The 16,198-nt window shown below is 70.4% G+C and carries 12 protein-coding genes and 1 pseudogene; 12 read left to right on the forward strand and 1 reads right to left on the reverse strand.

Features of this window, described 5'->3' with window-relative positions:
- Window positions 1–228: 228 nt before the first annotated feature.
- From ACWGI8_RS22745 to ACWGI8_RS22795, 11 genes and pseudogenes are all read left to right on the forward strand, one after another.
- Complete coding sequence (locus ACWGI8_RS22745; RefSeq protein ID WP_453663435.1) at window positions 229–1,293, forward strand: tetratricopeptide repeat protein; 1,065 nt, start codon at window positions 229–231, stop codon at window positions 1,291–1,293.
- On the forward strand, window positions 1,290–2,339 hold the full coding sequence (locus tag ACWGI8_RS22750) for a polyprenyl synthetase family protein (protein ID WP_453663436.1): 1,050 nt from the start codon (window positions 1,290–1,292) through the stop codon (window positions 2,337–2,339). Before ACWGI8_RS22745 ends, ACWGI8_RS22750 begins: the two co-directional genes overlap by 4 nt.
- 751 nt (window positions 2,340–3,090) lie before the next feature.
- Window positions 3,091–5,223, forward strand: a complete 2,133-nt coding sequence (locus ACWGI8_RS22755) for a SpoIIE family protein phosphatase (protein WP_453663438.1) — start codon at window positions 3,091–3,093, stop codon at window positions 5,221–5,223.
- 27 nt (window positions 5,224–5,250) lie between these two features.
- Window positions 5,251–5,355, forward strand: a pseudogene (locus ACWGI8_RS22760) (IS5/IS1182 family transposase); the annotation flags it as partial.
- A gap of 73 nt (window positions 5,356–5,428) precedes the next feature.
- Complete coding sequence (locus tag ACWGI8_RS22765; RefSeq protein WP_453663440.1) at window positions 5,429–5,902, forward strand: carboxymuconolactone decarboxylase family protein; 474 nt, start codon at window positions 5,429–5,431, stop codon at window positions 5,900–5,902.
- 156 nt (window positions 5,903–6,058) lie between these two features.
- Window positions 6,059–6,982 carry an RNA polymerase sigma-70 factor gene (locus tag ACWGI8_RS22770; RefSeq protein ID WP_453663442.1) on the forward strand — a complete coding sequence of 308 codons (924 nt, stop codon included), beginning with the start codon at window positions 6,059–6,061 and terminating at the stop codon, window positions 6,980–6,982.
- A 428-nt stretch (window positions 6,983–7,410) separates the two neighbouring features.
- A complete protein-coding gene (locus ACWGI8_RS22775; protein ID WP_453663444.1) occupies window positions 7,411–8,736 on the forward strand; it encodes a cytochrome P450 in 1,326 nt (441 codons plus the stop codon).
- Between the two features lie 172 nt (window positions 8,737–8,908).
- The gene (locus ACWGI8_RS22780) at window positions 8,909–9,838 is read left to right on the forward strand and encodes a DUF4344 domain-containing metallopeptidase (RefSeq protein ID WP_453663446.1); all 930 of its coding nucleotides are present in this window, start codon (window positions 8,909–8,911) and stop codon (window positions 9,836–9,838) included.
- Between the two features lie 499 nt (window positions 9,839–10,337).
- Window positions 10,338–10,922: a hypothetical protein gene (locus ACWGI8_RS22785; protein WP_453663447.1), complete on the forward strand. Its 585-nt coding sequence runs from the start codon at window positions 10,338–10,340 to the stop codon at window positions 10,920–10,922.
- Between the two features lie 62 nt (window positions 10,923–10,984).
- Entirely contained in the window at window positions 10,985–11,926 is a 942-nt protein-coding gene (locus tag ACWGI8_RS22790) for an NAD-dependent epimerase/dehydratase family protein (RefSeq protein ID WP_453663449.1), read from the forward strand.
- Window positions 11,927–12,041: 115 nt separating this feature from the next.
- The gene (locus tag ACWGI8_RS22795) at window positions 12,042–12,419 is read left to right on the forward strand and encodes a VOC family protein (RefSeq protein WP_453663450.1); all 378 of its coding nucleotides are present in this window, start codon (window positions 12,042–12,044) and stop codon (window positions 12,417–12,419) included.
- An 80-nt stretch (window positions 12,420–12,499) separates the two neighbouring features.
- On the opposite strand, the gene ACWGI8_RS22800 is transcribed toward ACWGI8_RS22795, so the two are convergent.
- Window positions 12,500–14,968 carry a SpoIIE family protein phosphatase gene (locus tag ACWGI8_RS22800; RefSeq protein ID WP_453663452.1) on the reverse strand — a complete coding sequence of 823 codons (2,469 nt, stop codon included), beginning with the start codon at window positions 14,966–14,968 and terminating at the stop codon, window positions 12,500–12,502.
- Window positions 14,969–15,345: 377 nt separating this feature from the next.
- Between ACWGI8_RS22800 and ACWGI8_RS22805 the strand changes: the two genes are divergently transcribed.
- Window positions 15,346–16,198 (forward strand): AraC family transcriptional regulator (locus ACWGI8_RS22805; protein WP_453663453.1); only part of this gene is annotated, 853 nt, incomplete at its 3' end.

Genomic DNA, 16,198 nt, shown 5'->3' on the forward strand with positions numbered 1-16,198 from the left:
TGCCGTTGTTCTGGCCGTGTCAGGGAAACTCGCCGCGACGAGCAACCCCGGGCGTGCGGCAGCCGTCTTGATCAACAGCAAGGCGGTTCGCCGCACCCGTCGAAGGTGGCGGGCGGCTCCCCGGTTCCCCAAGCGTCAGGCCCAGAGCGCCAGGCATCTATACGCTTCGTGTATACATGAGATGTATAGTTGTGGCGCCGGTGCCCTGACCGCGCACGAAAGGCACCCATGCAGAGCAAGGCATTCGCGCCCGAATACCAAGGCGCCCTCACCGATCTGTCGGTGAACTCCTCCCTGACCGACGTACTCGCCGAAGGAACCCAGCACTTGAGGGCGGCCGAGGTCTCCGGCTCACAGCAGGAGGTGGCGCGCTCCGGTCTCGCCGTGGCCGAGGCGCACCGCAGGCTGGGCAACGTCAAGGAAGCGGATCAGGCGTGGAAGGCCAGCTACCGGGCCGCCCGCTCGGCCGGCGACATGGGGGCAATGGCCTGGGCGCTGTGGAGCGGCGGCACGCTCGCCCGGCAGCGGGGTGCGCTGGCGCTTGCCTTCCGGCTCCTGGGGCTCGCCGCAGAGATGGGCAAGCGCGGCGGTGACGTCGTGGCCCGGGGCTACTCCCTCGCGGGCCTGGCGGAGACCGGACGCATCCAGGGCGACTACGAGGCGGTCGCCGTCCTGCACGAGCAACTGCTCGCCGAGGCGCGCAAACGCGGCGAAGCCCGCCACACCGTGTGGGCGCTGGAGGGCATCGCACAGATTCACCGCAACACCGGCTCGTACGACACGGCCCTCGCGATGTTCGAGGAAGCCGCCGAGATAGCCGGGAAGGCCGACGACCGGCGCGGCCGGGCATGGGCCCTGCGCGGCATGGCCGACATCGTTTCCCTGCGGGACGACGACCCGGAACGCGCCCTTGCCCTGCTCGCCGAGGCCGAACTCACCTGCCGCGAGATGAAGTTGTCCAGCGCCCTCGCCTACAACCACAAGATGCGCGCCAATGTGCTCTTCCGGGCCCGTCGCTACGACGAAGCCCGCGAGGTCTATGAGGAAGCGCTCGCGGAGTTCCGCGCCATGAGCGAGCCGCGGGGCGAGGCACTGGCCCGGCTCGGGCTGGTCAAGGCGCTCGCCCATCTCGGCCGGGACCACGCCGAGACCGCGGCGGACTTGGACGAGTTGCGCCGGACTCTCGACCGGATCGGTTTGCGTCACGCCCGGGACATGGTCGACAAGGCACATGCCGAACTCGGAGTAGCGCCGCTTGCCACCCCGGCCGGCGAGGAAGGCGGCCACCGATGACGTCACCCGTAACAGCCCGGACCACCGCTTCGCAGATTCTCGCCCGCTGTCGCGACCTCGTGCGGCCGTCCCTCACAGAAGCCGTTCAGCGTCTTCATCCGTGGCCGGCCGAGATGGCCGCCTACTCGCTCGGCTGGAGCGACGTGGACGGCAGGCCCACCCCCGGCTCGCAGGGCAAGGGAGTACGTCAGGCGCTCACCGTGCTCTGTGCCGAGGCCGCCGGCGCACCTGGGGAGGACGCCGTCGTCGGCGCGGTCGTCGTCGAGCTGATCCACACCTTCTCGCTCCTGCACGACGACATCATGGACGGCGACGAGACCCGACGGCAGCGCCCGACCGTCTGGGCGGCGTACGGCACCGGCCCCGCGATCCTGGCAGGAGACGCCCTCTTCGCCATGGCCGTGGAGACACTGGCCAACTCCCGCAACGTACACAGCGGAGCAGCCGTGCGGCACCTGGCCGGGACGCTCAACGACCTGGTGCGCGGTCAGGCCGAAGACCTCCTCTTCGAATCCCGTCCCTGGACGGGGCCCGACGCGGTGCGTCCGCACGAGTACAGGTCCATGGCGGAGAACAAGACCGGCGCGCTGCTCGGCTGCGCCGCCGGCCTGGGTGCCGTGCTCGCCGGGGCCCCTGTCCCGACCGTGAACGCCCTCTCCGAGGCCGGGCGGCATCTCGGGGTGGCCTTCCAGGCCGTGGACGACCTGCTGGGCATCTGGGGAGACCCGCAGGTCACGGGCAAACCGGTCCACAACGATCTACGCCGGCTCAAGAAGACGTACCCGGTCCTCGCGGCCCTGGCCACCGAAGGTCCGGCCGCACGGCGCCTCGTCGCGCTCCTCACCTCGGACCATCCCCTCGACGACACCGCCGTCCGGCGGGCCGCCGACCTCGTCGAGGACGCGGGCGGGCGCTCCGCCACCCTGGCCGAAGCCCACCACCACGTGGACAGCGCCCGCGACTGCCTGACGAGCGTCCCGCTGGTGCCCGCGGCGGTTGAAGAGATCCTCACGCTCCTGCCGTTCCTCATCGACCGCAGAATGTGACGGCCCGCCACACACATGCCCGAGCCGCGCCCGGACGCGGGCGTGGCCACAGCGTCGGACCTACGGCTGCAGCGCAGCCGATGGAGGCGTCGGCTACCGGCGAGCCAGGCCGTAATGCGCTCAACGGTCCAGCGGTGGCGGCCCAGTTGCTGCGAGGCCCGGGCCGCCACCACCGTTCTCGGGGTGACAGCCACCGGGGCGCCGGACCTACGCGTTCTCAGTGCCAGGCGCGCATGCCTCGCCACAGAGCGGCGGGGTCCGGCGTCTCCGCGGCTGCCGCCGCCACTCGGCGTCTTCGCGACCGTCAGCTCGCAAGGAAGTCGAGCGGCACTACTGCACGGTGCACGGCGACATCAATCCGGCCAGGATCGTGCCGGTCGGCCCGAACCTGTCGGACCGGCGCTCCGGTTCGCCACTCTTCGGCGTGCGACGGTCACGATGCGTGCCCGGATGGCGTGGGGCGTCCTGCGGTCGCACGCGGACACTGATGGGCATCTGATCCCAGGCCCTGTCCACAGCCGTCGGCGGCTGACCCGGTGGCTCTCGCTCCGGCGCACTGCTGTCCGGGAGTCCCGAAGTGGTGCAACCCAGGCGCCGTGAGGCCGAGGCCGAGGCGGGCCTCGTCACGCGATGGGGGCGTATTGTCCGCCTATGTGGGATATGTGGTGTAGGTGTGGTGGTCGACTGCCGGTACCGGCGGCCCGGCACCGGCCGGGCGCACGCCAGTCGACAACTGAAGCGGGGTGATGGCATGCCTCAGCCCGGCGCTTCGATGGCTGACTTCGGCTCCGGCCCGGACGCCCTTGATGCGGTGCTGGCCGAGGTGGTGCGGGGCAGCAGTGCCTCGGTAGGTCTCGTATATGTCCTGCCGCCGGGGGAGCGAGTTCTGCGGCTGGCGGTGGTGTCGGGAGTGGTGCCCGGGATCGCCGCTCCGTGGGCGCGCATCGCGGTGGACGACCCCATCCCCGTGACGGACGCGATCCGGTACCGGCGGCTGGTGTGGTTGACCAGCCAGGAGGAGGTGGCGCGGCGCTACCCGAGGCTCGGGATCGTGCTGCCCTACGACTTCATGCTGGCCGCCGCCCCGTTCACCAGTGGCACGCAGGTGTGGGGTGGGCTGGTGCTGCTGTGGCCCACCTGGCACCCACCCACCCTGAGCCCGCAGGAACGCGAGGTGATCAGCGCGTGCTGCCGTCACGCCGGGCTGATCCTGCAGCAGGCCGCCGACCGCGGCCATCCGCTTCCGGCCGGTGAAGAGCCACGGGTACTGCTCCCACCGCGCCCGCCCGATCCCGATCCGGACGAGGCCCGGGCCGCACTCGACTTCGCCCAGCGCATCCCCGTCGGCTGCTGCGCCCTGGACATGGACGGCCGGATCGCCTTCATCAACACCACCGGGGCCGACCTGGTCGGCGCGGGAGCCGCGGTCCTGCGCGGCAACCGGCCCTGGGAAGTGCTGCTGTGGATGAACGACCCGCTCTTCGAGGACCGCTACCGGGCGGCTGTGATCAGCCGGCGACCGACGTCCTTCACCGCGCTGCGCCCGCCGGACCGTTGGCTGTCGTTCCACCTCTATCCGGACGACCGCGGCATCAGTGTCCAGATCACTCCCCTCACCAGCGGCTCGCCCCAGGTCACTCCGGTGCCGGAGCCCGCACAATCCGCCGAACCGGGCGGGGCGAGTGCGCTGTACCACCTCATGCACCTGGCGGCGGCACTCACGAAGACCGCCGGCGTGCACGATGTGGTCGAGGCCGTGGCCGACCAGCTCGTTCCCGCCTTCGGCCCCCGCGGTCTGGCACTGATGACAGTGGAAGGAGGCCGCCTGCGGATCATGGGACACCGCGGCTACACCGCCGAGTTCATGAGCCGCTTCGACGGCACGCCCCTGACCGCCGACACCCCGAACGTGCACACCCTGACCACCGGTGTCGCGAGCTTCTTCGGCAGCTTTGACGACCTCAAACGCGCCTACCCCGCTGCCGTCCGCTTCGACGGCAGGGACGCCTGGGCCTTCCTCCCCCTGATCGCTTCCGGCCGCCCCGTCGGCTCGCTCGTCCTCTCCTACGACCAGGCCCGTCCCTTCCCTCCCGCCGAACGGGCCGTTCTGACCTCCCTGGCCGGGCTCATCGCCCAAGCCCTGGACCGCGCCCGTCTCTACGACACCAAGCACCAGCTCGCCCACACCCTGCAGACCGGCCTGCTGCCCCGCTCCCTCCCCCGGATCCCCGGCCTGGACGTAGCCGCCCGCTACCTCCCCGCCGGCCACGGAATGGAGATCGGCGGGGACTTCTACGACCTCATCCGATGCGACCCGACCAGCGCCGCGGCAGCGATCGGTGACGTCCAGGGTCACAACATCCAAGCCGCCGCACTCATGGGACAGGTCCGTACCGCCGTCCACACCCACGCGACCGCCGGCACACCTCCCTCGGACGTCCTCGCCCGAACCAACCGCCTCCTCACCGACCTCGAGCCCGGTCTGTTCACCAGCTGCCTCTACGCCCACCTCGACCTCGCCCGGAACCGAGCCTGCATAGCCACCGCCGGCCATCCCGCACCGCTGGTCCTGCACCCCGACGGCCGCACCGAAGTCGTCGAACTGTCACCGGGGCTCCTGCTCGGCATCGACCCTGACGCGCACTACCCCACCACCGACATCCCTCTGCCGCCCGGCGCCGTGCTCGCCCTGTACACCGACGGACTCATCGAGATCCCCGGCACCGACATCGACGATGCCGTCACCGCCCTCGCCCACCGCCTCACGCAGGCCCAGGACCGGACCGTCGACGAACTCGCCGACACCCTCCTCCACCACGCCACGAAGGCCACCCCGCGCACCGACGACATTGCCCTCCTGCTCATCCGCCACGCTCCCCGCTGACCCATGGGACCCGCATCTGTCGGGGCGCGGGAGCTGCTGGTGGCCGCGTACGCGCGGACCAACCTGACGCCGCGCCAGCCGGCCCCGTCGTTCGGGGTGTCGAAGTCGGCGACCGGGAGACGCAGGTCACATTCGTCCATGTCACAGAGGGTCGGGCTACCCCGTCTCGGGGGTGTAGCCACTGACGACCACGGAGGAGTACACCATGGACGCGCGACTGAACTACTTCACCGGCCCGACCACCCCCAAGGCCTTCAAGCACCTGATGTCGGCCGGCAAGACGCTCAAGGAATTGCCGGTGCCGGCCGCGACGCAGGAGCTGGTGGCGCTGCGCGTGAGCCAGATCAACGGCTGCGCCGTCTGCATCGACATGCACACCAAGGAGGCCGCAGCTGCCGGTGAGACCTCGGTGCGGCTGAACCTGGTGGCGGCGTGGCGGGAGGCCACGGTCTTCACCGCCGCCGAGCGCGCCGCGCTGGAGCTGGCGGAGGAGGGGACCCGGGTCGCGGATGCGGCCGGCGGGGTCAGCGACGAGGTGTGGGCGCATGCCGCCAAGCACTACGACGAGGAGCAGCTCACCGGCCTGGCGGTCCTGATCTCCTTCATGAACATGGTGAACCGGCTGAACATCATCACCCAGCAGCCGGCCGGCGACTACGAGCCTGGGCAGTTCCACTGAACGGCATCAGCAATGGGCTCGGGGTCCGGCTGCGGGCTCCGGGCCCCCGGGATCGGGGGCGTTACCCTGCCTGCCGGTGGTCCCGGTGATCATCAGAGGACGCCCGCGCCGACGAGTGCGGCCGGGTGGGAGGGCTTCAGGGGGAGGGGAGTCGACGTGAGCAAGGTCGAGGAGTTCCAGGAGCTGCGGCCGCTGCTGTTTTCGATCGCCTATCGGATTCTGGGCAGTGTGGGTGAGGCCGAGGACGCGGTGCAGGAGACGTGGCTGCGATTCGACAGCTCGACGACCCGGCCCGTGTCGACCAAGGCCTTCCTGTCGGCCGCGGTGACGCGGATCTCGATCGATGTGCTGCGCTCCGCGCGGGTGCGGCGGGAGGAGTACGTGGGCCCGTGGTTTCCCGAGCCACTGCTCGCCGATCCCTATGAGGATCCGGCGCGGTCGGTGGAGCTGGCCGACTCGGTGTCGATGGCGGCGCTGCTGCTGCTGGAGCGGCTCAGCCCGCTGGAGCGGGCGGTGTTCGTGCTGCGGGAGGTGTTCGCCTTCGGGTTCGACGAGGTCGCCGCGGCGGTGGGGCGATCCGAGGCGGCGTGCCGGCAGCTGCTGGTGCGGGCGCGGCGGCATATGGAGGCCGGGCGGCCGCGCTTCGAAGCCGTCCGCAAGGAGCGGGAGGAACTGGCGTCGCGGTTCTTCGACGCGCTGAAGGACGGCGACGTGGGCGGACTGCAGGATCTGCTGGCCGCCGATGTGCAGATGGTCGGCGACGGCGGCGGCAAGGCTCCGCAGCTGGCCCGGGCCGTCATCGGCGCCGAGAACGTGGCCCGGCTGCTTGCCTCCGTCTTCCCCCGGATGGCCCGGATCGGCGTGACGTTCGAGCCGCACGAGGTCAACGGCCAGCCGGGCGCGATCTTCCGCGACCGGGACGGCAAGGTGCTCCACACCCTGGCGCTCGACGTACTCGACGGGCAGATCCAGACGATCCGCTCGGTGATCAACCCGGACAAGCTCGGGCACGTGGGCCCAGTAGCGGACGCCTGGGCAGTCGACCGCGAGGTGAAGCAGGCCCGTCGGCAGCCGAACTGACCTCGAGGTGTGGCCCAGGCCGGCTCGTTCACCGACAGCTCATGTTCAGCGGCCGCAGGGTTGCCAGTTCGCCTGTCCGGCGAGGTCGAGGTTGTGCAGGCGGGCGATGCCGCGCATCGCGTGGTGCACGCCGAGTTCTCCGGTGCCGTAGGCCACTTGGAGTGCGGTGTGACGGTCAGCCGCCACCGCTTGCCGTGCCGCTGTTGGAGCGTGTGCGGTCGACCTCGAGAGTGTCACCGGCACCCGCAGTGGCGTGGCCATGGTGGCAAGCCCCGGGGAGGGTCCTGAAACGCGCCTCGCCTCGCCTCGCCTCGCCTCGCCGCACCGCGCGGCGAGGCGGGCTGTCGCCTACCGCGTCCGCCCCCGTACAGTCCGTGATGCCCGCGCTCCGTCAGTGACGACGCACAGCAGCGAACAGGAGCAGCCCCGTGGCCACCCATGCCAGCCCCGGCCCCCTCCCGAACCCCGCCCGGGCCGGTCGCCCGGTCCCCGCGTTGGATCTCGCTCTCGTCGAGCAATGGCAGGCCCAGGAAGGTGAGTTGGTCGACCTCCTCGCCCAGGCGCGCGAGCGGCTCGGCGGTGTCGCCGCGTTCCGCCTCGGTCCGCGCCCGACCGTCCTGGTCACCGAGCCCCAGGCCGTCCAGCACGTGCTCGCCCTGCATCCGGACCGGTACGTCAAGCGCTCGCACCGCGCCAGGCTGTTGATCGGCGACGGCGTCCTTGCCGCGACGGGCGAGGCGTGGCAGCGGCAACGGCGGTTGCTGCAGTCCCAGTTCACCGGCAGGGGAATGCGCCGCTTCGAGCACCGGATTGCCGCGGCCGCGCGGACCACCGCGGCGCGCTGGGCCGGGTACGCCCGCACCGGGCAGGTTCTCGACGTCGGCGAGGAGATGCGCCGCTACGCCCTGGACACCATCTGGCGTTCCCTGACCGGCCACCCCCTCGACGCGGACACCGAGGGCGAACTGGCTGCCGTGAGCGCCGTGGTGGCCGCACTTCCGACCCTGCCCACCGACAGTGCCGCCGCGCAGGAGGCCGTCGCCGCCGAGCTGGCCAGGATCGACACCGTCGCCCGTCATGCCATCGCAGCTGCGCGCCGCGGCGCCGCCGGACCCGACGGCCCGGGCCTGCTGCATGTCCTGCTCGAAGCGGCCGGAGCACGCCCCGAGTACACCGACCAGCTGGTCCGCGATGAGCTGGTCACCCTGCTCGTCGCCGGCCACGAGACCACGGCCACCACCCTGACCTGGCTCTACCTGCTGCTGGACCGCAACCCCGCGGCCCGTGGGCAGGCCCTCGCCGCCGGCGGCGAGGGCTCACCGCAGCGGCGGCAGGCCATCCAGGCCCTCGTCCACGAAACCCTCCGCTTGTACCCCTCCGCCTGGATGCTGCCCCGCCACGCGGTGGAGGGCGACGTTCTTGCCGGCTACGCCGTCGAGGCCGGCACCGATGTCCTGGTCTGCCCCTACCTCACGCACCGGGATCCCGGACTGTGGGCGGACCCCGAGCGTTTCGACCCGTGGCGCTTCACGACCTCGGGCCGACGCCCCACCCACCCGGGGAGCTATCTGCCGTTCGGCATCGGGCCCCGCGCCTGCCTGGGCCTGCAGTTCGCCCTCCGTGAGACGACCGTCCTCCTCGAGCACCTGCTGCCCTCCCACATTCCGGTCTTCCACTTCACCCCGGCCAAGGCCGCGTACAGCATCACCGTCCGACCGGACGGCCCGACCCCCGCGACGCTCGGCCCCGGCTGAGCGGCTTCGGTGACGTCCGCCGGTCTTGTCGCAGACCTGGGTGAGCCTTGGTGCAAGATCACGGCTAGCCTGAACCCAAAGGGCGAAAGTAATTGCAAATGAATGATTGCGGACATATGGTTCGTCGATCATGATCCGCGTGTCAGGTTCGAGCAGTGGCGGGCGCCCAGCCGTGTTGAGGACTGCTTGCGCGGCGGCGCTGCTCGTCGCCGGCTTCGGAGTCGCCTCGTGCGGCGACGACGGCGACAAGGCTGCCGCGAACGGCGAGGTCACGGTCGTCTACGAGGACAGCGCGATCAAGCCGAAGGACCGGCATGCCGTAGCGGTGATCCGGAAGTCCCGCGTGCTCGAACAGCTCGCCGACTGGGTGAACAAGTCGGTCACCCTTCCGCATGACATGGTCGTGAAAGTCACCGACAAGGTCCCACCGGGGGTTACGGATGCGGTCACCCAGCCCGACGGCAGGACGATCTTTGTGCCCCCGTCGTTCCTGACCCAGATCGAAGGGGTCCTCAGCAACGTGGTCAAGACCGTCAAGCGTCCCGCTCTGTTCCCCCAGGCCAGGTTCAACGCCGACGACCTGACCGCGCTGTCGACCCAGTTCGTCTTCGGCCACGAGATGGGCCATGCTCTGCAGCGTCAGCTTCTGCTGGCGGACCTCGGCCTCGAGGAGGACGCCGCCGACGGGTTCGCGTCGTTCTACACCGTCAACGAGGTTGGACCGGGTCCGTCGTTGGCAGCCGCAATCCTCTTCGACGAGCTCGCCCGCGAGGAGGGCAAGCTGACGCTGGAGGGGCTCTCGAGCGATCACCCCGTCACACAGCAACGGGTCTTCAACTTCCTTTGCTACCTCGAGGGGAGTGACCCGAAGAGGTTCCACGGGCCCCTGGTCGGTGCGGGCTACCTGCCGAAGACCCGCGCGCCGTTGTGTCCGCAGGCATGGGCGATGCTGGACTTCGGCTGGTGGACCCAACTCAAGCCGCATTTCAGCGGGGCATTCAAGGACCAGGGCGACAAGGCGCAGGAGAACGCACGCGACCAGCTGGTCGCGGAGATGAAGGACTTCGCGGAGAAGCTCGACGAGCTCCGCAGCGGGCAATGAGCATGCAGAGCCATCGGCCCGCTCTCGAGCTCTGGGGCGGGTGCGTTCGGACGGCAGCGCGAAGCCGGGAGTGGATGCAAGGCGCTGCCGACCACGACGCGTTCTGGTGCCCGCCGCCGGCGAGCACCGGAAGGAGGGCCGGGAAAGCAGTACGGCACAGCCCCTGTGACGTGGACCGGTCTGGTGGGACGATAGCCGGACAGACCGATCGGAGGTCGGTTCCACCTCTTCTGGGGCACCTATGAACATCTCGCTCCCGTTCAGGCTCTTCGCTGCAGTGGCTGTGGCCTGCCTGATGCTCACCGCCTGCAGCGCTTCTGGAGGGTCTCCGAAGGCATCGGGGTCGCCGTCCGCCGCGCCAGGGGCGCCAGCGCCGTCGCAGTCGTCCCCAACGCTCCGACCGCCGGTAACGTCGGCGGCCGCCCCGACGGCCACGCGTGCCCCGACCACGCCGGCCCCCCACGGCACGCCACCGCTCGGCTCCTGGAGCCTGCAGCCGGTGTGGCCGTTCACCACGCTCGCCCAAGCCCAGGCGTGGGAGCAGGCCTACCGCTCCAGCGGCCACCAGCCCTGGCACCTCGACCCGGATCAGACGGCACTGTCCTTCACCCGTGGCTACCTGGGCTTCAAGGAGATCGACCGGGTCTCCTCACACAAGGTCGACGGCCGGCACGCCCGCATCGGCGTCGCGCCGACGGGGCCCGAAGGCGGCACCGCAGCGGTGATCCACCTCGTCCGGTACGGCACCGGCCCGGGTGCCCCGTGGGAGGTCGTGGGCACCGACGACACGACGTTCTCCCTGACGACGCCCGCGTACGGGTCGCTCGTGCCCTCCCCGGTGGTGACCGGCGGGCGGATCTCCGGAGTGGATGAGAGTATCCGCGTCCAGGTGCGCCAGCCGTCGTCCGCGGCGCCGTTGGGCACCTCCCCGTGCTGCACTCCAGCGGGCGGCAACGGTCAGCCCTGGAAGGTGTCGGTGTCCTTCTCCGGTGCCCGCGACCCGGTGCTCACGGTTGTCGCATCCACCGGCGGGCACGTCGCCGAGGTCGAACGCTTCACCATCACCGCGGTACGGACCCGCTGACCGCCCTCCGGGGCGCGGGCAGCTGACGTAAGAGCAACACGTATTCGCGCTAGTGTGCGTGCGTGAGCCTTTACGTCGTTGTGGGATTCGGGCCCGCCGGGGCGGCCACTGCTCGGCTGCTGGCCGAGAAGGGTCACTCGGTCCGGGTCGTCACCAAGTCGGGCCGAAGCGCCGAGCCCGGCATCGAGCACGTCGCGTTGGACGCGACAGACAGCAAGCGACTGATCGAGGCGTCGCAGGGCGCGGCCGCGATCTACAACTGTGCCGCACCGCCCTACCATCGCTGGGCGAGTGAATGGCCGCCGCTGGCCTCGTCGGTTTGCGCGGCGGCCGAGTCGACCGGGGCCGTCCTGGTCATGCTGGGCAATCTGTACGGCTACGGTCCGGTGGATGGTCCCCTCACCGAGAAGCTGCCGCTCGCGGCGACCGGCCCCAAAGGCAAGGTGCGCGCCGCAGTTTGGGAGCAGGCGCGGAACCTGCACGAGCAGGGTCGCATCAAGGCGGTCGAGGTGCGGGCCTCGGACTTCTTCGGGCCCGGCGTGACCGATGGCGGGCACCTGGCCGCGCGGGTCATGCCACGACTGCTGCGCGGCAAGCCGGTCTCCACGCTCGGGGATCCGGACGCCCCGCACAGCTGGAGCTATCTCCCTGATGTGGCCAGGGCCCTGGTCGAGGTCGCGGGGGAGGAGCGGGCCTGGGGACGGGCCTGGCACGTTCCGACGGAGCCCGCGCTGTCCACCCGGGAGATGGTCGACCGCCTTGCCGCTCAGTCGGGAACGGGGCCGGTCGCGGTGCGCAGGCTCCCGCCGGCCGTACTGGGTGTCCTGTCGGTCTTCTCCCCGCTGATCCGCGAACTGAGTGAGATCCGTTACCAGTTCGACCGCCCGTTCGTAGCTGATTCAAGCGCCTACGAAGCCGAATTCGCGGTACGGGCCACCCCCGTCGATGAGCAGGTCAAGACGACGGTGGACTGGTGGCGTGAGCGCCTGGCCACCACGGGATGATTCTGCGACGACGAAGGATTCCAAGGCTTCGTGCCGGCGCAGGCCCCGGCTGGGGTTTCGGTGATGCGGGCATAGAGGACTGCAACTGACCTATATGCGGGGCAGGCTTTCCCCCATGACGACATTCCGTGGCCTCGCAACCATCCGCTACCACGCCGACGACCTGGCCGCCGCCCGCGCCTGGTACACCGAAGTCCTGGGCGTGGAGCCGTACTTCGAACGCGATGAGTACATCGAGTTCCGGATCGGCGACCACCTGCAGGAGTTCGGCATCTCGCGAACCCCCTCCGCCCCGGCCGGCGTGGTCGCGTACTGGCACGTGGACGACGTCGACACGGAGATCGTGCGGCTGCTGAAGCTCGGCGCGAAGGAGCACGAGCCGCTGCGGAACTACGGCGACTTTCGGGCCGGCGCCGTGCTCGACCCGTTCGGCAACGTCCTCGGTGTGATGTACAACCCGCACTACCTGGAGGTATTGAGCGAACGCGGCTGAACCGACTCCGGCAGGTGATGACGCCCGCGTGCGGGTTCAGGCACGGAAGGTTCGGTCATCATGAGCAGCCGGCCTTGGTCTCATTCGGAGCGCGGTGACCGGAAGTCGGTGAGGAGCAGGGCGATGTCGTCGGCCCGGTAGGAGGATCCGCGGGCGTTGTGCAGGAGCCGGTCGGCGAGTTCGTCCAGGGAGTCCGCGCGGGCGTGGGCGAGGGTTGTCCGCAGTCGGTCGATACCCACGTCGATGTCGGTTCCTCGTTCCTCGACCAGGCCGTCGGTGTAGAGGGCGAGGACGGATCCGGGCGGGAGGGCGATCCGGGTCTGGGGATAGGTGCTTGCGCGGTCCACACCAAGGACCGGGCCGACGTCCAGGTCAAGGGCGTGGGTCGTGCCGTCGGGGCGCCGGAGCAGGGGTGGGGGGTGGCCGGCGGTGACGGCGTGGGCGTGGTGGCTGTGGTGTTCGAGGTGGATGTAGCAGCAGCTGGCCAGCAGCCCTGGGTCAAGGTCGAGGAGGGTTCGGTTGACGCCCGCCATCACCTCGCCGGGCGTATGGCTCACGGCCGCAAATGCCCGTACGGCACTGCGCAGCTGGGCCATGGTGGCCGCGGCGGCGATGCTGTGCCCCTGCACGTCCCCGATGACGAGACAGACGCCACGGTCGGTGGGTATGACGTCGTACCAGTCGCCGCCGATGTCCATTCCGCTGGTGCCGGGCAGGTAGCGGGCGACGGTGCGAATGCCCGGGACTGCCGGCAGCCGGTGCGGCAGGAGTGCCTGCTGCAAGCCGCGTGCGACGGCGTACTCCGTGTCATAGAGTCGCGCTCGTTCCAGCGCCTGAGCGATCAGCCCGGCGAGTGCGGTGAGGACGCTGCGGTCCTTCTCCGTGAACCGATGGACATCGTCGAATCCGAGGACGCAGGTGCCGACAGGGCGGCTGGAGGCGATCAGCGGCAGGTACGCCCAGGAACTCACCTCGCCTGTGGGGATGCCCGGATAGCCCCGGAAAAGATCCTGCTGCGACTCGATGAAGAGCGGAGCGCCGGAGGTCAGGGTCTCCGTACCGGGGAGGCGGGCGTGCAGCGATACGCCCTCCAGCCAGTCGAGGAAGTCTTCGTGGTGGCCGGTGTGAAAGAGCCGGTGCATCGCTCTGTCGCGGACGACGTAGATCGCCAGCTGCTGGCCTCCGAAGGCCGGCAGCATCTGCTCGGCGACGACTTCGCAGACTTGCCGTGTGGTGACTGCCTCGGTCAGCGCGCTGCCCAGCTGCAGGACGCGGTACACGACGCCCATGCGGGCCGGTCTGGGGGCGATTGCTGTCCCGGCCGGGGAGGGGGATGGCGTGGAGTCCGGGGGTGGCTGACCGATGGGCACCACCCGGCCGGTCACTCCGTCCGCATCCGGGTGGAGGGAGAAGGAGAGCCACTGCTCGGGCGGGCGGCGGGCCAGGAAGGAGGCCGGCATCTGCGAGATCATTGCGGACCGGTGCCGGTACTCGATGTCGGGATCGGACAGCCACGGCACGTCCCACAGGAACCGGCCCAGCAACTCCTCACCGGGAACGTCCAGCAGTTGCAGGGCGCTGTGGTTGGCGTAAATGACGCGCCCGTCGGGGGCGAGGGAGAACAGGCCGTCCCGCAGCCGTTCGACCGCTGCGAGGGCCGTGTGGCCGGCCCGGGCGTCCACGACCGCGCCGACCAGGTGGACGGGCGCCCGCGCATCGTCGGCCTCCGGTACGCGGCGCCCCCACAACTCGACCGTGCGGGACCCCTCGCCGCCGCCCGTGCGATCCCGTACGCGCAGGCACCGCGCGGTGATCCGGCCGTCGCCGGCTGCCTCCCGACCAGCGGCCAGGAAGGAGGCAAGATCGCCCGGATGCAGGCAGGAAGCAAGCGTTCCGGCCCGTCCGTCGAAAGCATGGGGGTCGAGACCGAAGATCGCACAGAGCTCGTCGTCCGCGGTGATCGTGCCCGAGACGAGGTTCCAGTCGAACAGGCCCACCCGCACGGGCTCTGCCGACGGAGCCGGGATCTCGACGGGATCCGTCTGCGGGTCGCATTCCACAGGATCGCCCGTACGGGCGTGGAGATCGGTGAGGGACTCACCCAGCCGGCCGGCGATGATCCGTACGCGGCGGCGCTGGGACCTGGACAGCCCTTCGCTGCCGGGCGGGGCCGCCCAGACGATCGCCAGCGACCCGAAGGCCTCCCCGCCTGCGCCCACCGGCACGGAGCAGGAGCCGAAGGCGTACGGCAGGGCCACCGCGAGCTGGGGGAACCGGCGCATGGTCTCCTCGGCGTCGGCCAAGTGCACGGTGCGCCCAGAGCTGTACGCCACGGCGACCGGAATGGGACTGCTCACCGGGATGAGACGCCACCCACCGAGCAGCGAGGGCGGCACCCCGTACGTCGCGGCGAGCACGATCGACCGGCGGTCGCGGGAACGGAGAAAGACACTGCCCGCGTACGCGCCGGTACCTTCGACCGCTTCGGCGACGGCTGCGGCGAGCAGATCCTCACGCTCCGCCGTCCCGCCGACGATCATCCCGCGCATATTTCCAGTCTGCGCAGGTCAGCCCACCGGCGCCCAGCGAGACGCACCGCTCACAGATGGGCGCGTCCGGTCACCGTCGCCACGATGCGGCTTTGGCCCGGAGCCGGGGATCTGGCGAATCGCACCGGACAACCCCGGGCAGTTGCTCCTCGGGCGGCCCATGACGGGATGCTTCTCTTTCCTGGCAGAAAGTTGAAGGCGGGACAACCGTCACGGTTGAGCTCCCCGCGGCGATTCATCCCTCGTCGTGGTTGATGCAGGTGTGGTGTGCGCGGGTCGTCGGGGCCTGGCGCACCCGACCGGACCGGGCACGGGATGTCGGGTCCGGCAGGGTGGGTCCTTCCTAACGTGAGTGATCGAAAGGGAAGGAGACCGGGGTGCTGGAGCGGCTGAACCAGGCCATGGAGCACATCGAGTGCCACCTTGATCAGCGGATCGAGGTGACCGAGCTGGCGCGGATCGTGATGACGTCGGAGTACCACTTCCGGCGGCTGTTCTCCGCGCTGGCGGGGATTCCGCTGTCGGAGTACATCCGGCGCAGGCGGCTGACGGTCGCGGGTGCCGAGGTGCTGGCCGGGGAGCGGACGCTGCTGGAGGTCGCGGTGCGTTACGGCTACACCTCGGGGGAGGCGTTCGCCCGTGCGTTCCGCGCGATGCACGGCGTCGGTCCCGGCGAGGCCAGGCGGGCCGGTGCGAGTCTGCAGTCCCAGCCACGGATGTCCTTCCGCCTCATCGTCGAAGGGAGTAGCAGCATGCGGTACAGGGTCGTGGAGAAGGAGGAATTCCGTGTGGTCGGCAGGAAGGCGCGCGTCCCCCTCGTGCACGAGGGGGTGAACCCGGCAATCGCCGCCTTCGTCCGGGGCATCGGCCAGGAGACGCTGCAGCGCATTGAGAGCCTGTCCGATCAGGAGCCGGAGGGGATCGTCTCGGTGAGCGACAATCTGGACGAGAGCCGCGCCGAGGGAACCGAACTGGACTACTACCACGGCGTGGTGACCCGCGCCGCCGTGCCTGAGGACATGGACGCGCTCACCGTCCCGGCCGGGACGTGGGCCGTCTTCGAGAACTCCGGGCCGTTTCCGCAGGCGCTCCAGTACCTGTGGCGGGACGTGTTCACGCAGTGGTTCCCGTCCAATCCGTACCGGAGCCGGCCGGGGCCCGAGATCCTGCGGACCCGGCTGTCGCAGGACGCGGCACAGGCGGACGCGGAGTTGTGGATCCCCGTGGAGC

This window comes from Streptomyces sp. NPDC054841, from assembly GCF_053611045.1.